General features: G+C 66.0%; 24 protein-coding genes and 1 tRNA gene. 9 read left to right on the forward strand and 16 right to left on the reverse strand.

The window, feature by feature from the left end:
* Positions 1–108 precede the first annotated feature (108 nt).
* Both lpqV and BN972_RS24145 read left to right on the forward strand, forming a co-directional pair.
* Complete coding sequence (gene lpqV, locus BN972_RS24140) at positions 109–480, forward strand: lipoprotein LpqV (protein WP_036365707.1); 372 nt, start codon at positions 109–111, stop codon at positions 478–480.
* A gap of 93 nt (positions 481–573) precedes the next feature.
* The gene (locus tag BN972_RS24145) at positions 574–1,629 is read left to right on the forward strand and encodes a patatin-like phospholipase family protein (RefSeq protein WP_036364036.1); all 1,056 of its coding nucleotides are present in this window, start codon (positions 574–576) and stop codon (positions 1,627–1,629) included.
* Positions 1,630–1,639: 10 nt separating this feature from the next.
* Here the strand turns inward: BN972_RS24145 and BN972_RS24150 are convergent, their stop codons facing one another.
* From BN972_RS24150 to BN972_RS24180, 7 genes are all read right to left on the reverse strand, one after another.
* Positions 1,640–2,506 carry a patatin-like phospholipase family protein gene (locus tag BN972_RS24150; RefSeq protein WP_036364039.1) on the reverse strand — a complete coding sequence of 289 codons (867 nt, stop codon included), beginning with the start codon at positions 2,504–2,506 and terminating at the stop codon, positions 1,640–1,642.
* A gap of 11 nt (positions 2,507–2,517) precedes the next feature.
* Positions 2,518–3,399: a class II glutamine amidotransferase gene (locus BN972_RS24155; protein ID WP_036364042.1), complete on the reverse strand. Its 882-nt coding sequence runs from the start codon at positions 3,397–3,399 to the stop codon at positions 2,518–2,520.
* Between the two features lie 4 nt (positions 3,400–3,403).
* Positions 3,404–3,877 carry an SRPBCC family protein gene (locus tag BN972_RS24160; protein ID WP_036364044.1) on the reverse strand — a complete coding sequence of 158 codons (474 nt, stop codon included), beginning with the start codon at positions 3,875–3,877 and terminating at the stop codon, positions 3,404–3,406.
* Between the two features lie 38 nt (positions 3,878–3,915).
* Positions 3,916–4,980 (reverse strand): NAD(P)H-dependent amine dehydrogenase family protein, encoded by a 1,065-nt coding sequence (locus BN972_RS24165; protein ID WP_099051215.1) that lies wholly within the window; start codon positions 4,978–4,980, stop codon positions 3,916–3,918.
* A gap of 95 nt (positions 4,981–5,075) precedes the next feature.
* A complete protein-coding gene (locus BN972_RS24170) occupies positions 5,076–6,707 on the reverse strand; it encodes a long-chain fatty acid--CoA ligase (protein ID WP_036364047.1) in 1,632 nt (543 codons plus the stop codon).
* A gap of 111 nt (positions 6,708–6,818) precedes the next feature.
* Positions 6,819–7,958 carry a YncE family protein gene (locus BN972_RS24175; protein ID WP_036364049.1) on the reverse strand — a complete coding sequence of 380 codons (1,140 nt, stop codon included), beginning with the start codon at positions 7,956–7,958 and terminating at the stop codon, positions 6,819–6,821.
* 394 nt (positions 7,959–8,352) lie between these two features.
* On the reverse strand, positions 8,353–8,694 hold the full coding sequence (locus BN972_RS24180) for an ArsR/SmtB family transcription factor (protein ID WP_036365712.1): 342 nt from the start codon (positions 8,692–8,694) through the stop codon (positions 8,353–8,355).
* Positions 8,695–8,784: 90 nt separating this feature from the next.
* Here BN972_RS24180 and BN972_RS24185 point away from each other — a divergent pair, with 90 nt between their 5' ends.
* Positions 8,785–10,719, forward strand: coding sequence for a heavy metal translocating P-type ATPase (locus BN972_RS24185; protein ID WP_036364052.1), 1,935 nt, complete (start codon positions 8,785–8,787; stop codon positions 10,717–10,719).
* Between the two features lie 9 nt (positions 10,720–10,728).
* Here the strand turns inward: BN972_RS24185 and BN972_RS24190 are convergent, their stop codons facing one another.
* Entirely contained in the window at positions 10,729–11,499 is a 771-nt protein-coding gene (locus BN972_RS24190; protein WP_036364055.1) for a DUF427 domain-containing protein, read from the reverse strand.
* Positions 11,500–11,551: 52 nt separating this feature from the next.
* Here BN972_RS24190 and BN972_RS24195 point away from each other — a divergent pair, with 52 nt between their 5' ends.
* Positions 11,552–12,022 carry a nitroreductase family deazaflavin-dependent oxidoreductase gene (locus BN972_RS24195; RefSeq protein WP_235192577.1) on the forward strand — a complete coding sequence of 157 codons (471 nt, stop codon included), beginning with the start codon at positions 11,552–11,554 and terminating at the stop codon, positions 12,020–12,022.
* Positions 12,023–12,065: 43 nt separating this feature from the next.
* On the opposite strand, the gene BN972_RS24200 is transcribed toward BN972_RS24195, so the two are convergent.
* The 6 genes from BN972_RS24200 to BN972_RS30620 all read right to left on the reverse strand — a co-directional run bounded on the left by BN972_RS24200 (position 12,066) and on the right by BN972_RS30620 (position 17,140).
* Complete coding sequence (locus tag BN972_RS24200; protein WP_099051230.1) at positions 12,066–13,661, reverse strand: esterase-like activity of phytase family protein; 1,596 nt, start codon at positions 13,659–13,661, stop codon at positions 12,066–12,068.
* Positions 13,662–13,715: 54 nt separating this feature from the next.
* Positions 13,716–14,498, reverse strand: coding sequence for a DUF3159 domain-containing protein (locus BN972_RS24205; protein WP_036364060.1), 783 nt, complete (start codon positions 14,496–14,498; stop codon positions 13,716–13,718).
* 22 nt (positions 14,499–14,520) lie between these two features.
* The gene (locus BN972_RS24210) at positions 14,521–15,018 is read right to left on the reverse strand and encodes an MmpS family transport accessory protein (protein WP_036364062.1); all 498 of its coding nucleotides are present in this window, start codon (positions 15,016–15,018) and stop codon (positions 14,521–14,523) included.
* Between the two features lie 82 nt (positions 15,019–15,100).
* Complete coding sequence (locus BN972_RS24215; protein ID WP_051545786.1) at positions 15,101–15,445, reverse strand: MmpS family transport accessory protein; 345 nt, start codon at positions 15,443–15,445, stop codon at positions 15,101–15,103.
* Between the two features lie 130 nt (positions 15,446–15,575).
* The gene (locus tag BN972_RS24220; protein ID WP_036364065.1) at positions 15,576–16,721 is read right to left on the reverse strand and encodes a zinc-binding dehydrogenase; all 1,146 of its coding nucleotides are present in this window, start codon (positions 16,719–16,721) and stop codon (positions 15,576–15,578) included.
* 26 nt (positions 16,722–16,747) lie between these two features.
* Complete coding sequence (locus BN972_RS30620) at positions 16,748–17,140, reverse strand: YchJ family protein (RefSeq protein ID WP_036364069.1); 393 nt, start codon at positions 17,138–17,140, stop codon at positions 16,748–16,750.
* 597 nt (positions 17,141–17,737) lie between these two features.
* Here BN972_RS30620 and BN972_RS24230 point away from each other — a divergent pair.
* The gene (locus BN972_RS24230; RefSeq protein ID WP_200869763.1) at positions 17,738–18,478 is read left to right on the forward strand and encodes a hypothetical protein; all 741 of its coding nucleotides are present in this window, start codon (positions 17,738–17,740) and stop codon (positions 18,476–18,478) included.
* Positions 18,479–18,907: 429 nt separating this feature from the next.
* Entirely contained in the window at positions 18,908–19,033 is a 126-nt protein-coding gene (locus BN972_RS30905; protein ID WP_261785927.1) for a hypothetical protein, read from the forward strand.
* Between the two features lie 8 nt (positions 19,034–19,041).
* Here BN972_RS30905 and BN972_RS24235 read toward each other — a convergent pair whose 3' ends face one another.
* Positions 19,042–19,767 (reverse strand): hypothetical protein, encoded by a 726-nt coding sequence (locus tag BN972_RS24235; protein ID WP_142277130.1) that lies wholly within the window; start codon positions 19,765–19,767, stop codon positions 19,042–19,044.
* A 228-nt stretch (positions 19,768–19,995) separates the two neighbouring features.
* Here BN972_RS24235 and BN972_RS24240 point away from each other — a divergent pair, with 228 nt between their 5' ends.
* Positions 19,996–20,436 (forward strand): hypothetical protein, encoded by a 441-nt coding sequence (locus tag BN972_RS24240; RefSeq protein WP_036364075.1) that lies wholly within the window; start codon positions 19,996–19,998, stop codon positions 20,434–20,436.
* Between the two features lie 106 nt (positions 20,437–20,542).
* Here BN972_RS24240 and BN972_RS24245 read toward each other — a convergent pair.
* A tRNA-Leu gene (locus tag BN972_RS24245) sits at positions 20,543–20,616 on the reverse strand.
* 347 nt (positions 20,617–20,963) lie between these two features.
* On the opposite strand from BN972_RS24245, the gene BN972_RS24250 reads away from it, so the two are divergent.
* Complete coding sequence (locus BN972_RS24250; RefSeq protein WP_036364078.1) at positions 20,964–21,815, forward strand: PPE family protein, SVP subgroup; 852 nt, start codon at positions 20,964–20,966, stop codon at positions 21,813–21,815.
* A 63-nt stretch (positions 21,816–21,878) separates the two neighbouring features.
* On the forward strand, positions 21,879–23,063 hold the full coding sequence (locus BN972_RS24255; protein WP_036364079.1) for a PPE family protein: 1,185 nt from the start codon (positions 21,879–21,881) through the stop codon (positions 23,061–23,063).
* Positions 23,064–23,090 lie beyond the last annotated feature (27 nt).

Below are 23,090 nucleotides of genomic sequence, written 5' to 3' on the forward strand. Positions count from 1 at the left end.
TGCATGAAAGAAGTGTTGCATAGATTGGGGACCATGCGCGGGCAGCGGCGATCCTTCCAGCGAGCGACGGTGCTGTCGTGGCTACTACTGGTCCCACTGAGTTCGTGGATGGTCGCCGGGTGCTCGGACGGCGGGAAAAGCGGCAGTGCCACCTCCTCCTCAGCGCGTCCGTCCGGCGCCAGTGGTTCGCTGCCGGCGGGCGCCATCGGCGTCTCCGCCGGCGGCGTCACCACCCGCGTCGACGTACCCGCGGAATCGACCGAGGAGGAGTATTTCCAGGCCTGCCACGCCGCCAAGGAGTGGATGGACGGTCAGGGCAGCGCCGGTGAGGCGTTGATCGAGCCCTATTTGAAGATGGTTCAGGCCGCCGGAACGGGCGTTGCCGGCAGTTGGAATCAGCGGTGGGCGGACCTGTCGCCGGCGCGCCAGGCGGCCGTGATCGTCGCGGCCCAGGCGGCCGCCAACCAACAGTGCGGCTGACGTCCAGCCTCGCCGCCGCGCAATTCCGATCAGGGGTGCAAGAAAGTGTCGGCCGGAAACCCCCGCGCCGGAACGTCAAGGGAGAATGAACGGATGTCCGGACCGACCCCGCTTCGCCCCCGCGGCTCCGCGGGAACTCGTGTCGCGCTGGCTCTGGGTAGCGGGGGCGCCCGTGGTTACGCGCATATCGGCGTGATCCAGGAACTGCAGGCGCGCGGCTACGACATCGTCGGGATCGCCGGCTCGTCGATGGGCGCGGTGGTGGGCGGGGTGGAGGCCGCCGGACGACTCGACGAACTGGCCGACTGGGCGAAGTCGCTGACCCAGCGCACCATCCTGCGGTTGCTCGACCCGTCGTTGACCGCGGCGGGCGTGCTGCGGGCGGAGAAGATCCTGGACGCGGTGCGAGACATCCTGGGCCCGGTGACCATCGAGCAGCTGAACATCCCATACACGGCGGTGGCCACCGACCTGCTGACCGGCAAGTCGGTGTGGTTTCAGCGTGGTCCGCTCGACGCAGCCATCCGCGCATCCATCGCGATCCCCGGCGTCATTGCCCCACACGAAGTCGACGGGCGGTTGCTCGCCGACGGCGGCATCCTCGACCCGCTACCGATGGCGCCGATCGCGGCCATCAACGCCGACCTGACCATCGCGGTGAGCCTCAACGGCAGCGAGCCGGGTGCCACCCGCGACGCGGAACCCGGTGTCACCGCCGAATGGCTGAACCGGATGCTGCGCAGCACGACGGCATTGTTCGACACAAGCGCGGCCAAGGCTCTGCTCGATCGGCCCACGGCCCGAGCGGTTCTCGGTCGATTCGGTGCGACCATCCCGGACCTGGAGGAAGACCCGGATCCGACGGACGGACGCGATGACGTCATCGATGTGCCGGAGCTGCCGCGACTCGGCAGTTTCGATGTGATGAACCGGACCATCGACATCGCTCAGTCCGCGCTGGCGCGGCACATCCTGGCCGCCTATCCCCCCGACCTGCTGATCGAGGTGCCCCGCACCACCTGCCGCAGCCTGGAGTTCCATCGGGCGGTAGAGGTCATCGGGACCGGCCGAACGCTGGCCGCCCGTGCCCTGGATGCGTTCGAAAGCGCCGAGTTCGACGACGAGCCGCAGCCTGCGATCGAAGGCTGATCAGAGGCCATCAGAGTCCTAGGAACCGCGCGACGGACTCGGCTTCCCGGCGACCCTGCGCGCGTCCCGCTCTCGCCGAGCCGATCCGGCAGCGCGGATCCAGCGGGTTGGTGCCGAAGGCCGCCAATGAGTCGTCGTCAGCGAACACCGTCAACGCCCGGCCGGCGCGGCTGGTTTGGAAGGCGGTGATCTCGGCGGCCGGGCCCGGGCCGAACGGCGACGGGGCATCCGCGCCGGCGGGCACCAACACCACCGCGTCGTCGCAGTCGGCCGCGACATCGACGTTGACAGTGCTCTTGACGCCGCCATCCATGAAGCGCCGATCGCCGATGGTGACCGGCGGCCACGCTCCTGGCACCGCACAACTGGCCGCGACCGCATCCACCAGGCCAACCCCGGATTCCCGGTCGAAGACCACGAATTCGCCCGTGCCGGTATCGATTGCGGTGACCCGAAGCACGCGGTCGGGCCAGTCGTGGGACGGCAGGCGCGCAGCGATCACCTCGCGCCGCACGGGCTCTGGAACGGTGTCGGTGGCCAGCGCCACCGACCCGATGCGTTGCAGCCGGCCCGGCAAGTCGTCCGGCCCGCGCAACGCATTCAGGAACAACTCGGTAATGCGCTCGATGTCGACATTCGGGTCGATCTCCGCCGATGTCTCGGCGATCTGCCGCTCGTAAAGCGCGTCCAGCGTCCAGCCGCTACCGAGCTGCGCCGCGACGGTCGACCCGGCCGAGGTGCCCACCAGCACATCGGAGTCCACCAGCAACTGGGCGGCCTGCGGGATTTCATCCGCGATGCCCCGCAAAACACCTGTCTCCCAGGCAATTCCCGCTACCCCACCACCGGCCAGCACAAGTGCTCGTCTGGTTGTCACGCCTGCCTACGTTACGGGAGGTGCCGCGTGCCGGGCATCGCGTGCTGCGCGCGAAAGACCGGCTGGCTCAGATCATCCCTGCGTATCAGCGTCCGGGGCGGGTCGGCAAGCGCGACACTGCGGCTGATGTTCAGGGTGGCGTCGACATAAACGAGTTCGCCCGGATCGAGCAGGCACCAGCGTGGGTCGTCGTCCATCGGTTCGGTGGCGAACACCACCGACGACCGCTCGGTCAGCAACTCGCTTTGCGCGTGGATCCTGCTGGTGGACAGGTCGAAACCCGGATCGCCGTCATGACGTCGATCCAGCATGAACAACTGGTGGGTCTGCGGGTACCGCAACGCCCACATCTGGGTGCCCATGCACAACAGGATGTTGAGGGCGTAGACGGGGACATTGTCGGCGAGCCATTCGATCGCGTCCACCAAACCGGCTGACACATCACCGTTTTGAGCGCGAATGCCTGCGGTGATCAGCGCGAACACCCGTTCGGAATCGGTTTGGCCCAATACCAGGTCGGAGGTGCCGAGTTCGCGGAGCCGTTCGTCGACGACGTCGAGGCCCTCGACCATGCCGTTATGCGCGAAGATCCTGCCATCCTGCAGAAACGGGTGGGTGTTGCGCGCGTCAAGCGACCCCGTGGTCGCATATCGGACATGCGCGATGAACGTGGTGCCGGTCAGTTCGTGCGCTTCGGTGGAGAACTTCGCGTCCTGCCAGGCGGCGATCGGCTCCTTGTACAGCTGCGGGCGGCCGCGTTCGTCGAACACCCCAAGCCCGGTGCCGTCGGGGTTCTTCCGGCTCTGCTGGGTGAGGCTGTCGGAAGCGTCCAGCAACCAGAACGTCGCGGCGACGACTTCCGTACCGGCGTGCAGACCGAAGAGGCGACACATGGTTTCAGTCGACCAGCTGCGCGGACAGTTTCTCCAGCACCACCCGCGCGTAGCCCTTCCACATCTTGGCGAACACCGGTAGCAGCGGCGCCGCGGTCGCCGACTTCGGGTGCAGCGTCCACTGCCAGTTCACCCGGGTCCCGGTGCCGGCCGGCGCAAAGGACCACTTGCCGTCGACCGTGCTCACCAGCGTCGCCAACGGACCGGTGATGTCGGAAAGCGTGTAGCCGAACGACCTCGGCGGGTCGAAGCTGGTCTGCGTTTCCTTCACACGGCCGCCGCCGACCATCACCAGGGTGCGGGTCTGCCCGGCCGGACCCCACTCGCCGGGCTGGTCGCGCACCTCCTTGATCGGTGGGATCACTCCGTACCATTGCGAACAAATCACCGGCAGGGATATCGCCAGCGTTCCGGCGAACGCGTCCTCGACTGAAACGGGTATCGCCCGCCACTGCTCAACTACGACAGACCTTGCCATGATTGCTTTCTCATTGGAGTTGGTTGATTTCTGGCGACTTACCGTGACAGGTGCGGGGCGGCTCGGCCGGTGATGAGCGGCAGGTCGAAGAAGCTCTGGATGCCTGCCGGTGCCGCACAGGTGGCCGCAACGGCGTTGACACAGTGCGCGGCGGTCGCGACGATGCCCGGATTGCTGGTGAGCCCTTCCTCGACCGTCTCGGGCTGCCATCCCTTGACGGTGACGAAGGTGTCCGGGTTTCCCCGTACTTCGATCTCATACCGCTCCCCCGTCGGCCCGAAAGACCAAGGCGGGTCGAGGTTTTCCGATCCCATCAACCAGTTCACGGTGATCTGGACGACCGGGACGTCACCGGCCAAGGCCTCCCAGGTAAAGCGGCGCCCGGCGACCTGTCCGGGCTCGATCACCCCGATCGGCGAGTCGATCGGGGCGGTTGCGACCGCCACCTCCTGAGACGGGCGGATCTCGGGATCGGCGGCGAAACCCAGTCTGTCGACTATCAACCGCACCGATTGGAAGAAGCCGCCGTTGAGCAGCTTCTGCATCGGCCCGGTCAGGGCGCTGTCCGGAGTTCCTCCGAAGCCCATCACATAACGGAGCACATCCGGGGCCCCGTACGTCCGCAGATCCGAAAACTCCTCGGCGCGAACGAAAGTCACGCCGGTCGACATCACTGAGAGCAGCAGCGGGAACAGTTCGGTGGCAGCTCCGGGGCCGATGCCGGCGCCGTGCAGGGTGACGTTGGCGGCTTGGGCCGCGACTTCGAGCGGCGCGGCCTCCTTCTCGGTCGGATAGAACCAGCCCAGCGGCGTGACGACGTTCTTGCCCGAGCGCAGCAGCGCGGCGACCTCGTCGACGCTGGGCAGCAACGGCGCGTAGATCACGGCGTCGGCGTCGAGCGTGAGGATGTCGTCGATGTTGTCGGTCGCGGTCACCCCCAGCGGCGGCCCGCCGATGATGTCGCCGACGTCCCTGCCGCTCTTGGCCGCCGAATGCACCCAGCACCCGACCAGCTCGAGTTCCGGGTGCTCCAACACCCCTTTGATCGCTGCTGTCCCGACGGACCCGGTTGCCCATTGCACGACCCGCAGTGTCATGGTCACCTTTCTACCGCGAGCAGACGCTATAGCCCCTGTTTCGGCACGAAACCGGGGGATTCAGCGTCTGTTCGCGAGGGGTCAGCGCCCCCCGCCCGCGGTTAGTCGTGGGCCTGAGCGACATCGTAGGCCCCCTCGGCGTACCGAGACCGAATGGCTTTCTTGTCGTACTTGCCCACGCTGGTCCGCGGGATCTCGTCGGCGAAAGCCCAGCGTTCCGGCAGCCACCACCGAACGACTTTGTCCGCCAGATACTTTCGCAGATCCGCAGCGCTGACCGCGGCTCCCTCCCGGGGAATGACGACGGCCAGTGGGCGTTCCTGCCAGCGCTCGTCGGGAACTCCCACCACCGCGGCCTCGACCACGTCGGGGTGCGCCACCAGGCAGTTCTCCAGCTCGACGGAGGAGATCCACTCGCCACCTGACTTGATGACGTCCTTGGCGCGGTCGGTCAGGGTGATGAAGCCGCGCTCGTCGATGCGGCCGACGTCGCCGGTGCGCAGCCACCCGGCGTCGAACTTGGAATCGTCGCGCACCCGGTAGTACGAGCCGGTGATCCACGGTCCGCGAACCTCCACCTCACCCACCGCTTTGCCGTCGTTGGGCAGCACGTTGCCCTCGTCATCGACGATGCGGGTCTCCACCCCGCAGACCGGTTGGCCCTGAGTCACCCGGAACGCCCAATGCTGATCCTGTGGGATGCCCGGCGGCGGCCAGGCCATGGTGGCCAGCGGCGACGTCTCGGTCATGCCCCACAGCTGCCGGATCTGGACGTCGTGCTTGTCCTCGAAGGTGCGCATCAGCGACTCGGGGACGGCGGATCCGCCACAGGCGACCATGCGCAACGACGAAATGTCGTGGCCCGGGTCCTTCTCCAGGTGATGCATCACGTCGTTCCAAATCGTGGGCACCGCACCGGCAAGCGTGGGACGCAACGTCTCGACCAGACGGATCAGCGAGGGGGCGTCGAGGTGGCGGTCGGGCAGCACCAGGTCGGCGCCGGCCATCAGCGCCGCATACGGCAACCCCCAGCCATTGGCGTGGAACATCGGCACGATCGGCAATAGCCGGTCGCTGGACCCCACCCCGATACCGTTGGTGGTACAAGCGGCCATTGTGTGCAGGAAACTCGAACGGTGGCTGTAGACAACGCCTTTGGGGTTACCGGTGGTCCCGCTGGTGTAGCACATGGCCGCGGCGGAGTTCTCGTCGATGGGCGGCCAGTCGAATTCGGTTGACTCGCCGTCGATTATCTCGCTGTAGCGCACCACGGTCTTACCGGCGTCCTCCAGCGGCGCCACGTCACCGGCGCCCACCGCGATCACGGTGTGCACGGTGTCCAGCTCGGCCAGCACCGGGGCCAGCTGCTTGGTCAACGACAGGTCGACCAGCACCACCCGGTCCTCGGCTTCGTTCGCGACGTAAGCGATCTGCTCGGGGAACAACCGGATGTTCAGCGTATGCAGCACCGCGCCCATCGACGGCACCGCCAGGTAGGCCGCCAGGTGCTCGGCGTTGTTCCACATAAAAGTGGCCACCCGCTCATCGCCGGTTATGCCGAGGCGGCGCAACGCGTTTGCCAACTGCGCGGCTTGCGCACCCAGTTCCCGATACGTGGTGTGCCGGTAGCCGTCGTCCGTGGCGGTGATGACCTCACGGGCACCGTGCACACGGCAGCCGTGCCGCATAATCGCCGCGATCGTCAGCGGATATTCCTGCATCGTGCTGTACATCGGTGAACCGCCCTCACGCGTCTCGGCGCAGCACCTTTTGGGCCCTGAGCCGAATGTTAGCGCCGGACCACGCGATGGGGTTCATCGGGCCGACCGGCCCGAGCAGCGGCGTTAGACCAGGGCGGCGTCGTACTGCAGCAGGTCCGGCACGAACAGGTCCGCGGACCGCTTGCCTTCCAGCGCCGCCTGCTCGAAACCGGAGTCGACGCTGTCCGCGATCGGCGCCACGGTGATGGCACCCGAGTAGTCGGCGATGTAGAGGTACTTGCCATCGCTGCTCTCTACGACGCACGACGGTTGAGTGCCCACCTTGACCGAGTCGATCACGTCCTGGGTCAGCGTGCACAGCATGGTGACGCTGTCGTCGCTGACCAGGTAAGCCCGCCGGCCATCGGCGCCGATCGTCAGTCGGGTGAGCAGGCCCGTGATCTCGCCGATCTTGCGCGTGCTGGTGATCTTGTCGGTGCGGGTGTCCACCACGTCGACCGCGGCGAAGTCCGGCCCGGAGCTGGCGACGTACACCAGCCCGCCGTTCGGGCTCACCGCGACGTCGCGGACGGCCAGGCCGATGTCGATCGTGCTGAGGATCCTGGGCTTGGGGTTGTGCGGGGTGGCCTGCTGCTTGGCCTTGCGCCGCCAACGTGTGCGTGCGGCATCCGCATCCGGCCCCTTGCCGGTGTCGATGACCACCAGTTGGCCGCCGGCCGGTCCGTTCACACCGACATACAACCGACCTCCATCGGGGCTGACCCGGACGCACTCGGTGGTGGTACCCGGGGTGGCGGCGATACCGATGATCTCGAACTGCTCGGTGCTGGTGTCCATGACTGCGACATCGGCGCTGCGAGCGCCGTTGCGGCTGGCGTAGACGTACTTGCCGTCCGCGCTCACGGCAAGGTCGCTGATGCTCAGCGCCACCGGATGCGAGCCGACGACGGTGTTGGTGGTCAGGTCGACGGCCTGGATGACGTCGTAGGCGGGCGTCACGGTGGTGACATAGGCGCGCCTAGCGGCCCCGTCGATGCCGATGGCGAATGGCTCGTGCAATCCGAAGATGGTGTCGACCTCGCGGCAGGCCCGGGTGTCGATGATCGAGACGCTGTCGCCGCCGTAGTTGGTGACCATGAGCCGACGACCGTCGGGGCTCACCGAGATGCCGCTGATGGGACCCTGGTCGACCGAGATCTGGACGGCGACCGGGTGCTCGAGGATCTCTACATCCCGGCCGTTCACATCGCGTTCGAGGCTCATACTGGCACCACCTTTGCTGTTTTCGGCGGGTCGTCGGAACGGTGCACACCGTGTCCGGGAAAAACGCACCACAGCACCTTAAAAAGCACCTGAAGCACCTTGCAGCTGTTTCGACCCGCGTTTTGCAACAATTTTAGCGGCACAATTCAGGCCTAAAAGATTTCAAATTGGGCAATGTTACCTACGTCACCAGTGTTACTCAGTTGGCACTCAGGAACTGCGCGATCAAAATGCGCCACAGGCGGATTGGGCAAAGTCGCTTAACCCGAGCAGCAGGCTTTAATGCCTCCTTGGCTAACGGCGCCGCCGGATCGGCCAACAATCGCCAATAATAAACTCTTAAAATTCCCGCTTAATAGAGGCGTATATCACACTCGACCGCTGGCGTGTCGCTTCAGCTTTTGCCCGCGGCGCGCTGCGAGCTAACGGTGTCGGCGCCCGTCAACGCCTGGCTGAGCACTCGCAGGATGTCCTGATCGGCCGGCGAGTAGTAGACGAAGGTTCCTTCGCGGCGGGTCTTCACCAGCCCGGCCAGTCGGAGCTTCGCCAGATGCTGGCTGACCACGGTCGGCGCCACCTGGGCCAGTTCGGCCAGGCACGCCACCGACGTCTCACCCTGCAGCAGCGCCCAGAGGAGTTTGACCCGGGTGGGGTCACTCAGCATCCGAAACGTGTCCGCGGCCCGGGTCACCTGCTCCTCGGAAGGCATCGAGAAGTCGGCAATCGACGTGTGCACGCCAGCCAGCATACCGCTGACCTGTGCATACAAGAATCAAACTGTAAGCGCAATTGCATAGCTGCACATATACGCATCTATAGTTATCGCATGACGTCCCACCTGGTGCTCGAAGATGCGCGTCCGGCAACCGCCGGCCGGCCGGTGCGCGAACGCGCATGGTCGCTTCCAGAAGTCCGATGGGCGCTAGCTGCCAGCGGGCTGTTCGGCTGCGGCGCAGTGGCCCACCTCCTCGGCGGACCAGCGTGGCTGTACTGCGGCCTGTATCTAGCCTGCTATGTCGCGGGAGGGTGGCAACCGGGCCTGGACGGGCTGGTCGCGTTGCGGCGCAGAACTTTGGACGTCGACCTGCTCATGGTCGTTGCGGCGCTCGGCGCCGCCGCCATCGGCCAGATCTTCGACGGCGCGTTGCTGATCGTCATCTTCGCCACCTCTGGGGCGTTAGAGGCCGTGGCCACCAAGCGCACCGAGGACTCGGTGCGGGGCTTGCTCGGCCTCACCCCCGAAACGGCCACGCGGGTCACTGATTCCGGCGAACAACTCGTCGACACCGCTGAATTGGTGGTCGGCGACCTGCTGCTGGTCCGTCCCGGCGAACGCATCGGCGGCGACGGGCTGGTGGTCGACGGTGCCAGCGAGGTCGACCAGGCGACCATCACCGGCGAACCCCTGCCGGTCGACAAGACCACCGGCGACGACGTTTTCGCCGGTACCGTCAACGGAACGGGAACACTGTGGGTCCGAGTGCAGCGCCCCAGCGCCCATACGGTGATCAGCCGTATCGCCGCCATGGTGGCCGAGGCCAGCGCCAGCAAGGCCCGCACCCAACTGTTCATCGAGAAGGTTGAGCAGCGCTACTCGGCACTGATGGTCGCCGCGACCGTCGCCCTGCTGACGATCCCGCTGTTACTTGGCTCCGACCTACGCTCGGCGCTACTGCGCGCGATGACGTTCATGATCGTGGCGTCCCCCTGCGCGCTGGTGCTGTCCACCATGCCGCCGCTGTTGGCGGCGATCGCCAACGCGGGCCGCCACGGTGTGCTCGTCAAGTCGGCGGTGGTGCTGGAAAAGCTGGCCACCATCAGCCGGGTTGCGCTGGACAAGACCGGCACCCTAACCCTGGGCGCACCGGCACTCACCGACATTCAGGTCCTGCCGGGGAGCGGCTTCGGTCGCACCGAATTGCTGGCGTTCGCCGCATCCGCCGAGCATCCCTCCGAACACCCCCTGGCCCGCGCCATTGTCGCGGCCGCCCGGAACGCAGGACTTGCGTTGCGGCCGGCTACGGCGTTCACCTCTGCACCCGGGCGCGGGGTCCGGGCCCGCATCGGTGACGACACCGTGGAGGTCGGCAGTCCGGGAATGCTCGGTGAGGATGCCTTCGCCCAACAGCTGGTGCACACCAGCGAGCGGGCCGGTCGGACCGCGGTGATCGTGCGAGTCAACGGCGCGACGACCGGCGTGCTCGAGCTGACCGACCATCCCCGCGACGGAGCGGCCAGCGCCGTCGCCCGACTCGAATCACTTACCGGCACAACACCATTGCTGGTCACGGGAGACAACCCGCGGGCCGCGTCCCAGCTCGCGGCCGACGTGGGGATCACCGACGTGCACGCGGCCCTGTTGCCGGAGGGCAAGGTCGCTATTGTGCGCAGCCTGGAAGCGGCCGGGAGCGCGGTGCTATTCGTCGGGGACGGCGTCAACGACGCTCCCGCGATGGCGGCCGCCCAGGTGGCGATCGCGATGGGCCGCACCGGGTCGGATCTCACGCTGCAGACAGCCGACGCCGTCATAACGCGGGACGAGTTGGGCGCGCTGCCGGCCATCGTTGCCCTGGCACGACGGGCCCGGCGGGTGGTGACCGCGAACCTGCTGATCGCCGCGATCTTCATCGTCGTGCTCGTCGGCTGGGACCTGCTCGGGCACCTGCCGCTACCGCTCGGCGTCGCGGGTCATGAAGGGTCCACGATCCTGGTGGGCCTCAACGGTTTACGGTTGCTGCGCGACCGTGCCTGGAGCGGGTAGTGTCCGGCCTCAGCTGAACTGGGTGCGCGGCCGGGCCAACGGGGTACCGTCCACCACGATGTCGAGTTTCTCGTTGTAGAAGGCCACCAGCCCCGCGATCGGGGCGACGGCGGTCAGTGGGTAGTGGTAGGTCCACGCCAGGTCCGCGTGCACCGTCTCGCCAATTCGCACCGACCAATAGCCCGACGTCACACCCTTGTAGGGGCACAGCGTTTGGGTCGACGTAGGTTCCAGGTGTTCGAAGGCGACGTCCGACGGGTCGATGTAATACCTTGTCGGCAGGCCGGTTTCGAACAGCAGAACCGGCGATCGGGTGTCGGCGAGCTGGACCCCGTCCAGCGCCACCCGGACGTGCCGGTGCGAACGCAGTGCATCCACCCGGGCGTAGGGATTGCGTGGGTGCCCGTAGATCTGCTCGTCCTCCTCCAGCCAACGCAACGGGTCCCAGTTGAAGCGCACGAAACCGGCGACGGGGCTGTCGCCGTCGGGGTCGAATACCCGCGCGGCCGACGGGTGCGTCTGACCATTGCAGTTCAAGGAGAACAACCGCGACGGGCCGAATTGGACCCGTTGCGCATGGTTCTCGTCGCTGAGGTACTCAGCGCGTACATCGCTCAGTGGCACGTAATACTGCGGGTAGTAAGGGATTTCCCATACGTAGCGCGCCGAGGTGGTGTCGAAAATCAGTTCGCTGCCCAGATAGCCGCGCACCCGCCGCGGCGCCGGCTCGATCCGCCCGCGGGCTGCGGCGGGCTGGGGGTAATCGGTTTCGGTGGTCATCAATGCACAATTGCACGTTCCGGCTTGCTCGTCGCGCGAGTACTGTCTACCCGTGGCATTCCGGCGGGAGAGCCCGACGCGTGGGCGGCGGCTGCGACTCGATGAGGCACTCATCGAGCACGCGTTGATGACGCCGGTCGGGTATCAGTTCCTGCTGCACGGGGCACCCCGGATCGACAAGGCGGTCATCCCTCGAACCAAGGGACGCCTGAGCAGTGCCGGCATCGACAAGGTCGGACTGGTCACCAGCACCGGAGCCAAGTCCGGGCAGCCGCGCACACATCCCTTGGCGCTCTTCGAGGACGGCGATGCGCTGCTGGCTATCGGCTCCAACTACGGCCGGCCCAACCACCCGGCGTGGAGCGCCAACCTGCTGGCCCACCCCGAGTGCACGGTCGAATTCCGGAGTCCACCCAAACGGTACAAGGCCGAGCTGCTCACCGGCGAAGATCGCGCCGCGGCCTGGGTCCGCGCCGTAGATTTTTACGCTGGGTTCGAGAATTACCGAATTAATTGCGCGTGAAGGGAAATCCGGGTCTTCCGACTGCGGCCGCTGCCGTGACCGGTCAGCCGACCTTGATCCGGATGGTCTGCGACTCGGTCTTGGCGGGCAGCTTGCTGGTGTCCACGACCAGGATCTCGCCACTGTCCTGACTGCCGTTAGGCAGCGTCTTGGGCTTGAGCCGGAACGGTGGCGCGTCCGATGCCAGTCCGGCCAACCCGAAATCGCTGTCGTTGGACAACATCAGGGTGTTGCCGTCGTCGGGTGTGGCGACCCCTTCGATCTTGTCGTGGCCGAAGAAGTCGCCGCTGGCCGACAAGGTGCGCAGCAGCTCGCCGACGTCGAGCTTGAGTGTCTTGCGCGCCACCGAGATTCCCGCGGCCTTGAGTTTGCCGACGGCGTCTGCGTCGGTGCTGGCGCCGACCAATGTCTCGAGGGGAACCCGGTTGACGAGCAGTCCACCGCCGTCGGCTTCATAGACCGCACCCGGAACCGTGGAACGGGGTCCGACGTCGGTGGCCGCGGCGATATCGGCGACATAGATCTTCTTGTTGCCGTTAGGCGGTGCCTTGCCGTCCCGCTCGTCTATCAGGAACTCGGTGGCGCTGAGCGCGGTGATATCGGATACGGCGACACCCGACTCTTGCGGGTTAGCCAACGGGTACAGGTATTCGTGCACGATGCTGCGGTCGACGAGGTTGACCGTCACGATCCGAACGAACGGAACTGCTTTGGCCGGACCTTGCAACCCGGGCGTCTGCAACGCCGACTGCATGACCCCGACCAGCGTGTTGCCATCCGGGGTGATCGTCAGACCTTCCATGCCCTGGTTGGGCGCACGCAGCGCAAGCTCCCGGGGCAAGGTGCCATCGAACGGCGAAAGCCGTTCCAGCTCTTTGCCGTTGGCGTCGAAGTGGATGATGTAGGGGCCGTACTCGTCGGACACCCAGAACATGCTGTCGGCGCTGGCGACCAGCCCTTCGGGGTCGATGCCGTAGTCCGAGGGCGGCAGCGGCGCGCCGTTGAGGTCGACCATCGCCTCGCCGGTGCTGGCGTGTGGGTCGACCAGACCCACCAGTGGGGTGCCCTCCGGCGCCTGCAGGGTGATGGTCCGTTCCACCGTCGCGACGCCGTTGGCGAGTTTGAGCTTGGCGATCTGTGGGTGGTAGTCGGGCACGGGCAGCACCTTCTCGTTAGGTGCGCGTCCGGCGACGTTGGGGCCGCGGTCGGTGAGGCCGTAGATCTCGTCGCTGCTGCCCGGCACTGCGGCGATGCCCGACCCGTGCGCGCCGGCCTTGATCACGACGCCGCCGACGGTCGCCAGCGGCAGCTGGTCCTCGGCATACAGCTTGACGGCCCGGCTCACCGTGACACTCAGTTCGTCGGTGCCGGTGAATCCAGCGTCGGGCGTGTAGATGACCGCCCCGTCCGTGCCGTAGCTGATCTTGCCGTGCGCGGGTTTACCGAACGCGGTAGCTGTGATGCCGCCCGTGGCCACCAGCATCCGGTCCGGCGAAATGGTCAGGGGCTTGCCGGCCGGGGTACTCAGGTCCGCCTTGCCGGTGGATGTCGGCAGTGCCGGGGAGGCGCTTTGCGCACAGCCGACCACGGTGATCAGTACCGTGCCGAGCACGGCCAGCGTTCTCGCTTTGCATGCCATCCGCATTACGTAGCAAGCCAAGTTGAAGCCTCGGTGTACACGAGACGAGCGCCGTTAATGCTTCTTGTCTCTGACTTTGTAGGTCGAAGGCCAGGATTTCCGCGATTCGTCGCCGGTCAGCGGGGTTCCCATGCCGCCCACCTTCACGTTGTAAGCCTCCTTGCCGGGACCCACTTCCCGGTTGGCGTGTTCCTGGGCCAGGAAGTACAGCTCGTCGATGGTGGCCTCGTCGTAGGCCACGAACGACGTCTCCCGTTCGAGGTCGTCGATGCCGGCCAGCATCCGGTCGGGCAGCAGGCGCGACGCCACTGCCGCAGCGCCGAGCAGAGTGAACGGAATGACCCAGTAACCGAGGAACGACAACGGGGTTTTGGTGTCCAGGATTGTGGCGTTCCCTCCTACGAGCGGCGGAATGGCCGACGAGATCGTCATTCCGGCGAACGCGGCGACCCAAATCCAGGTCAAGACCGTCGTGACGCGCTTGAACAAATCGGTGTTGATGATGTCGGCGGGCTGCTCGGCGGCGGCGTATTCACGGACGAACGGTTTCCCGATCAGCACACCGACCAACGCCACCAAAAAGATTCCGGCGTTGCTGAGCGGCTGTATCCACCGCGCCATGAAAGCGTCGTCGAATACGAACGTCAGCACGGCCAGGATGACAAACGTTGCGACTGCACCGATTTCAAGCGTTTGTCCGGGTTTGCCGGAGGCCCGTCCGATGGCGAACACCGCGACCGCCATCAACAGTGCGACCGATACGGCGGTGCCGAATGGAACGTTGCCGACCAGTACCCAATAGACGATCCACGGCGCAAAGCCAAAGAGCATGCCCACGGTGGGCCAGTCTATGGGGGGCTCACCCCCGGGTTTCGGGCATCCCTATCTGCAACTTGTTGCCGGTGTCGGCCACACAGTTGACCGAGGCCACTGTGCCGCTGGACGTCTGCTCGGTCACTTTTTTGCCGTCGGACAGGATCCGGCAGGTCAGGGTGGCCCCGGACTCGAAGGAAGTGGCCCAGACACGCGCGATCAGGACGTTCCTGCCGAACTTTGTCACGTCCTTGCTCCAGGGCAGGGTTGGGTTTCTGTCTTCCCCGTCGCTGCCGTCGGGCACCGTGTAGTTGATGCTCAACGCATTGGCCGTTCCCTCGACCTGATAAGTGAGCGTGCGCTTGTGATGCGCGCGCTCCCAGTTGTCCCGGTTGTACAGATTGAAAAAGACCAGCACCAGGGCACCGACCAGGACGACCGAGACCGCCAGCACCCACGGCCACCACAGCCGCTTCTTCGGGCCCTGCGGGGGGTAACCGTAGGGCGGATAGCCCGGCGGCGGTGGCGGTGGGTAGTTGTACATGGCGCGTCCCCGAATCGCTTGCGTTCAGCTGTGCGCCCATCACAGCAAACTTTCGGGACGCTGACTCGCGATCGGCCGAATACTAGCGCGAGTAAATGCAGTGTGCCGAACCGCCGACCGGCTGCTCGGCCACCACGTGACCATTGATCGAGATGCGGCAGCCAGGATTGTTGGTACCGCTGCCGACCACGACAACCTGGAACAGCGTCACGTCGGGACCGGCCTGGACGGTCCGGCTCCAGGGCAGCGGTGCGTTGTAGACGCGATCCACGGCGGGATCGGTGTCGATGGTCAGGGCAGTGCCCGAACCCAACGCCTCGAACGTCACGGTGCTGTTGTCGGCGTAAGCCGCCGGAGCAAACACTCCGGACATCGCGGTGATGGCCAGCGCCGCCAACCCGGCCTGCGCGAAACGCTTCGTATGCATGGAACCCTCAATTCAGATTGAGCCGACGGGGATCGCCTCACTTTTCGAACCGGGAACCTTACGGGCGGGCGTTTCTCTGGATCGCCGTTACCCGATCGCCGCAGAAACTAAACCTCACGCCCGAAAACCGTCACGGCAGCGCCTGTGGGGTGACCAGAAATTTCTCCCCGGTCGCCCGTTTGACATACCGCTGGAACGCGTCGGGTTGGAGCATTCCCGCCAGTGACACTTCCTGCGTGTAGGTGCTGGCGAACGTGGTGGTCAATTCCGCTGCGACCCGGTTCCGCAAGCGGGCAACCCCCTCCGCCCCGATGCTTTGCAGGAACGGGGTCAGCAGCCACCCGCCCACACCCCATGCCATCCCATAGTCCCGGATGAGCTTCGTCGGGCTCGTGTCGAGCACCCCGTAGATGTACACCTGCTTGTGGACGGTCGACCCATAGCGGGAGTACTCGGGCGCGGTCTCGTTTGCCGCCTGTTCCATGCCGGAAAGGATCCGGCTCGCCAAGGTGCCCCCGCCGACTGCGTCGAAAGCCAGCGTCGCCGACGTTGCCTTGAGCGCATCCAACAGGTCGCTCGCGAACGACGGCGACTCCGAGTTGCAGACGTGCACGGCCCCGAGCGAGCGCAGCAACTCCTCCTGCTCGGGCTTGCGCACGACGTTGACCAGCGGGACCCCGTCGGCCTGGCACAGCTTGACCAGCATCTGGCCCAAGTTCGACGCAGCGGCCGTGTGCACCAGGGCCGAATGTCCCTCGCGGCGCATCGTTTCCAGCATTCCGAGCGCGGTCAGCGGATTGACGAAGGACGATGCTCCCTCCCTGGCCGTCGCCCCCTCGGGCAACACCAGGCAGCTGCCCGCATCGACCAAGCGGTATTGCGAGTACATCGCGCCGGCCGCGATACCGACCTTTCGCCCGACGAGGGCCTGGGCCGCTTCGGATGAGCCCGCCGCTACCACCGTGCCGGCACCCTCGTTGCCCACGGGGAGCGATTTGCCGACCCGCGCCGACAGTGCGCCCAGGGAGCCGGTGTGCAGTGGCGCGGTCACCACGGGATGGTCCGGAGTGCCGGACACCGTCGCGGCGGCCATGTCTGCGCTGGCGACAAGCAGGCCGAGATCCGAGGGGTTGATCGGGGCGGCTTCCACCCTGACCAGCACCTGATTGCCGGACGGGGTGGGCACCGGGACGTCGTGCAGCGAGAGTTCCAGTGTGCCTTGCGACGTCACCAACGAGCGAAGCTCGAGGGCGGTGTCGGGCAGTTGTGTGGTCATCAGCGTTGCCTCTCTTTTCACTTTTCTTAGCTGATCAGGCCGTCGACGTAGAACCAGCGACCGGCGCGGCGCTGGAAGCGACTGCGCTCGTGCAGCCGACCGCGACGGCCCTCGCTCTCGAAGTGCGCGACGAACTCCACTTCGCCGAGGTCGTCGTCGGGCCCGCCCGCAACGGTGTCGACGACCTCCAGGCCGATCCAGGCGATACCCGGGTCGATCGTCACGTCCGCCGGCCGGGTGCGCGGGTGCCTGGTGCGAAACAGATAGTCGGCGTCACCGCGGGCGAAGGCCGAGTAGCGCGATCGCATCAGTTCCTCGGCGGACCGGGCCTGACGCTCGGCGTCGTGCAACGGCCCGCAACACGCGCGGTAACCGTCCGCGCTGCCGCATGGGCACGGCGGTCCGAGTGCTTCACCCACACCGGGCCTCAACAAGCGGCACGGATATGGAATTCCGATGACGCCCGCAGCGGCCTTAGTCAGCAATGCGCCTATCTGCGTCGGTACCGGCACTGCGCACAAGGGCAGTGTCTTCGCCAGCCTCGGGATAGCCGCTCCCACCTCTCCTGCAGCGGGCCCATTAAAGGCTGTACGGCTTTGGTCATCCAGCACGCCGCGATCGGAGTCCCCGCCTTGCAACTCGCTCCGCTTCAGCCAGGCTTCTGCCTGGCCTGTTCTGGTGAAGTCAAATAGGCACTGGCAATCCATGTACCCCTGGGGGCGTTCTCGCCATGGAGACGCGCCGCGAAGGCCGAACATGCGATTTACGTGTGGCCAGGCGTCCCTGCGAAGCCGAACAGCAGGCCTCCGGTGCCGCCGGCCCCAACCGTTCCACCTGTTCCGAGGAAACCCACCCCGACATTGCCCCCGTTACCGCCGTTACCGATCAGCTGCGCGTTGCCGCCGTTGCCACCGCTCCCGCGTAATGCTTTCAAAGATTGGGACATTTCCCTGCGGGCGTCGTGGAAGTTCCTACGGGAAGCCACCGCCGAACAAGTTCAGGCCCAGGTGACCCGCGTGCTCGAAGCCGACAACAAGCTCACAACGGGCACCATGATGAACCGTCTCTTCGACCCCCAACCGCGCCAAAATACCTGGGGCCACATCTGTTACGGGCTATGGTCCGGTGACGGTATGACGCCACCACCCTACCTTGGTACGACCTTTGCCGGGGACCACACCCATTACCTCACAACGGGTTACAACCTTCTGGAACCACCCGACGTCGAAGGCATGATCAGGCATGTCACCGAACACGGGTACGGCGGGCCAGGCGCTCAGCTCCTCATCCTGGCACACCCGCTCGACGTCGAAACATCCGGCATCACTGCCTGGCGCGCCAACGTCGAAGTGCGTACAGGTGTTAAAGCGAAGTGGGACTTCATCCCCAGCGCGCTCATGCCTGCATGGATTTCGGACGAAACCATCCACGGCCCCATCCCCAAGTCCGAGTACAACGGGTTGCAGGTTTGGGGCTCGTACGGTGGCGCGCTGTTGATCCAGTCGAACTACATCCCGCGCTACTACGTGGCTGTGGTCGCCACCGGCGGGCCGAGCGACACCACCAACCCCGTCGGCTTCCGCGAACACATCAACCCGAGTTACCGGGGCCTGCGCCACATTCCAGGCAATGGCCCGTATCCCATCGTGGACAGCTTCTTCGCGCGCGGTTTCGGGACCGGCGTCCGCCACCGGGGCGCGGCGGTCGTCTGCCAAATCACTACCGGCTCCTACACCCCGCCGACGATTGAGACCTAAGCGATGACCGCACCCGAACCATGGCGCGAAGTGCCACAGGAACCGCCGCCTCGGCGGCGTGGCTCGCAAGACCCTTTTCTGCTTGCCCGCGACCAACGCCACACCGACACCGAAATGGGTTTCGGGGCGGGGCTCGTGGCGCCCCACCTCAACGGCCGGCCACCATCCGAGGGCGGCGTCTACATGCCCCGGTGCCCTCGCGTGGACCCGCCTCGCAGTGGCGTAGGGCGACCTACTCAGCACCGCCGTCCATGTGGCGAGGCGCGCGGCTACCCCGGTGATCCCGTCGCGCGGTAAGCCGGGTCCACGGTGAAGCCGCGCATGTGGCTACGGCCAAACGAGGCCGCAGCGCGGCACGCCCCTAGAGCCGCCGGGGCAGGGTTGCTGCGGAACTTGCCCGCCCCGGTACCTGACCAAGAGGAGCCCGAGATGGCCACCAAGAAGCAAGCCGCCGCGCGGGCGAAGTTCGCCAAGCAGGCCCGCGCCAAGGGCGCAACGAAGGTTGGCCGCCGGGCGAAGAGCAGCGCCGCTCCCAAGAAGAAGCGCGGCCGGTAGCTTTTCGCTTACCCGCCATGGCCGGGCGGCAAAATCCCTTGCGATGCCTCGATGGCCTTCGTGACAGCGGTTCCGAGCTGCAAGGTGCTAGGTAAGACTTCCTTTTGCGAGAAGACTCCGAGCAGCTTCTTGTACCAAGGTTTGAGTTCCTGGTTGGTGCTGGCGTCGCCTGCCGTCCTAATGGTCTCGCGAAGCAGGGTGGTCGCGCGGGCAAGCTCGAAGTCTCCACGAAGGTGGTAATCGTGCAGCACGTATCGAACGTGATTGATAAGCGTCAAGAGGTATACGGTAAGGCTCCGGTTGAGGGTCTTCTCCTTGGCGACAAGCCGCAACAGTTCATTCAAGCCTTCGGAGAGCGCCGCCACGTCCTCGTCGTCGTACTTTGGTACGAGGTTGTCCAGAAGCGAGCCCAGCGTCTTTAGCCAGCGAAGCGATGCCCCGTCAAACGGCACCCCATTCTGCCAACCGTTGTCGTACGACAACACCATCGCGGTCCAGTTCGGCAACTCGCTGCGGTACTCATCAACGTCGTAGTCGGTCGTCTGCTCCAACGTATCGAGCAGTTCACGAATTTGGCCGATATAGCTCATTGCGACCTCATGCATCTTCAACGCATGGTCGAAGTTGGAGGTCAAGTTCCGGTGCTTCCGTGGCTGCAAATAGGCGCCCTGGTTGTTGGTGGGAGGGTTCCACTGCACAAGGTGATTAAAGAGCAGCACTGCGGGGTTGGCCATGTGTCTGATTGTCACGAGAACGGCCGACAAAATTGGCTGCGACACGCCGGTGAGCTACAACGCCCCTCGGCGAACACTCGGTGTATAAGCCACATCGGCCACATTGCTCACTTCGACACCAACTTTACCAACCAAGTGAATGACCGGCGCGAACCGCGGCGCGCCTCGGCTCACCGCCCCTTTCACCCTAGATAAAGTCTGTCGACCCACAGGGACGGGAGTTGTGCAATGTCTTCGGATCTATGGCTTGGCGTAGCGTTCTCCATCCCAGTCGGGCTCGCTATCAACATCGTCTCGCCTCGCGTCCTGCGGTGGATTGACAAGAGAAACCAAGATTCCGCCGACAAGCGGTCTGAACGAGATGCCCAATTCAAGGCGAAGGCAGAACAATTCGCGAAGGACCGACCGGCACTATACGTCTACCTATTGGAGACGCTCGTCCGGGCCGCATACATCGGCGCTCTGTTCGGCGTGCTCAGCGGCACCATGTTCTTGTTGACGCAGTCCACTTCGGCCCTCGCGCATCTTTACGCCATTAGATTCTTCATGGCCGCCGTTGGTGGCGTCGGGCAGCTCTTTGCCCTTCTTGGCGCCATCACCGTCTTGAACATCACACGGAACGCGGTGTTGATGGTTCGCGAAGTACGGAATGTAGACAAGCCCAGTTAGCTAGCGGTCGTTGCCGTCGCTCGTGCGCCGGTATTTCGCCGGTATTCTCGGGTCGCCGTGTTCCCACATCCGCCCCAAGAAACGCCTCTACCAGTGCCTTCTTCAGTGCCCCCAGTCGGACTCGAACCGACACTTGACGGATTTTAAGTCCGCTGCCTCTGCCAATTGGGCTATGGGGGCCCGGCGGCGAATCTAGCGTGCCAGCACCGCCTCCAGGGCGTCCCATCCCCCTCCGATTGCCGACGTGCGCGAACGCGAAGTTATTAGTAGGATCGCGCGCCGCGCGCCCATGTATGGTGCGACTCCCCCACCTCCAGATGACACGGCCGTATCAGGCGCAATGGACTTGTTAAAACTGCCCGCGCCTCCGTTAACAAGCCGTAAACGTCCGTCACCCTGCCCTTTTCGAGTCGGACTGTGGACCCGGAGCTAGTTAGCGTTACGCCAACGCACAGGGGCCGTTACGTAAACACACAGGGCCGACCCTGCGAGGGCGGCTGGCAATTTTCACCCACAAGGAGCAATAGATGTCTTTTTTGACAGCAGTGCCGCAAGAACTGGCCGCTGCAGCGGCTCAACTGGGAGCAATTGGGGCGGCCCTGGCGGGGCAGAACGCAGGTGCTGCGGCTCCGACCACGGCGATCGCGCCGGCGGCCGCCGACCAGGTGTCGATCCTGCAATCCGGGATCTTCACCGCGTACGGAGCCCTGTACCAGCAGATTGCCGCCGAAGCGCAGGCGATCCAGGAGCAGTTCGTGCAGACCCTCGGCCTGAGCAGCGGGACCTACGAGCAGTCCGAGGCGGCCAACGCGGCTGCGGCCACCGCTGCTTCCGCCCCGGGTGACTTCATCAACCAGATCAGCACGCTGCTCGGTGGGCCCGTCACCAGCTTCGGTGGCCAGCCGTTCAGCCTCTCGGGCAACTTCGCCAACTTCACCAGCTTCGAGATCGGCAACTGGGCTTCGGCCTCCTCGAACCTGCTGGGTCTGACCGGCGGTGGGCTGTTCCCAGACGGCTACGGCGTGCCGGAAGACCTCGCCGCCGCAGCCGAAGCGGCCACCGCCGCCGAGGGTGCCACGGCCGCCGGTGCGGTCAGCGCGGTCAGCGGCGGGCCGGTTGCGGCCGCGCTGGGCACGTCGACGCTGGTCGGCTCGATGTCGGCCCCGCCGAGCTGGGCCGCAGGCGCCACGCTGGTCTCCAACACCGCGCCCAGCGCCCTGGCGGGCGCCGGCTGGACCTCCGCGGCCCCGGCAGCCACCACCGGCGGGTTCTACCCCGGCATGCCGGGTGTGGCTTCGGCCGCCCGCAACAGCGCGGGCTTCGGCGCGCCGCGGTACGGCGTGAAGCCCATCGTCATGCCGAAGCCGGTGAGCGTCTAGGCACCCTTAGCAACCCGCAATCAACGACCACTAGCCAGATAAAGCCAAAGGAACGGATACAAAATGTCTTTTGCAGCTTTCCCTCCCGAGATCAACTCCGGGCTGATGTACTCCGGCGCGGGCGCGGGACCGCTCATGGCCGCGGCGACGGCATGGAGCAACCTGGCCGCCGAGCTCAGCACCACTGCGGCCCAGTACGAGTCGATCATCACCTCGCTGACCACCGAGCAATGGACCGGTGCCGGTTCGGCGTCGGCTGCGGCCGCGGCCCAGCCTTACGTCGCCTGGCTGACCAACACCTCGGCGGCCGCCGAGCAGGCTGCCCTGCAGGCGTCGGCTTCGGCCGCCGCGTATGAGGCCGCCTTCGCCGCCACGGTGCCGCCTCCGGTGATCGCCGCGAACCGGGCGTTGCTGGCCGCGCTGGTGGCCACCAACTTCCTCGGTATCAACACGCCCGCGATCATGGCGACCGAGGCGCAGTACATGGAGATGTGGGTGCAGGACGTCCTCGCGATGACCACCTACCAGGCCAACGCCGCCGTCGCCGCGGTCCTCGAGCCGCTGACTCCGGCTTCAGAGACCACCAACCCCGGCGCCGCGGGCATTCAAAGTGCCGCCGTCGCCGCTGCCGCCGCGGAGGGTCCCAGCGCCGCGTCGCTGGGCGACATCGTCACCGGCCTGCAGAGCGAGTTGGAAAACCTCGCCCTGGGCACTTCGTCGATCGGCACCGGCCTGTTCAACGCGTTGCCGGTTCCGGTGCAGGAACTGCTCACCGCGCTGGACGGCTTCCTGGGCACCCCGTTGATCTTCAACGCCATCCAGCAGGTCGGTGTTACGGCGTCGTGGTTCGTCTTTGCCGCCATTCCGAACGCGATCTTCGCCGCGCACACCATCGACGGCAACATTGCCGCGGCGGCTGCCGAGGTGGCGGCGGCCCCCGCGGCCGCGGCGGCCGCGGGCCTGGCCGGCGAGGTGGAGTCGGCGGGCGCAGCCGCGGCCGTCGGCGAGGCCTCTCTGGTCGGAAGCCTGTCGGTGCCGGCCAGCTGGGCCAGCGCCGCGCCGGCGGCGGAGGCAGCAGCCGGCACCGCGCTGGCCGGCAGCGGCTGGACCGTCCCCACCGAGGGCGCGGCACCGGGAGTCATGGCCGGGATGCCCGGAATGGCATCGGCGGCCAAGGGTGCCGGCGCGTACGCCGGGCCGCGGTACGGGTTCAAGCCGACGGTCATGCCCAAGCAGGTCGTCGTCTGACATCTTTACTACCCAACTGATAACGCC

Source organism: Mycobacterium asiaticum DSM 44297 (genome assembly GCF_000613245.1).
GTDB classification, from domain to species: Bacteria; Actinomycetota; Actinomycetes; order Mycobacteriales; family Mycobacteriaceae; genus Mycobacterium; species Mycobacterium asiaticum.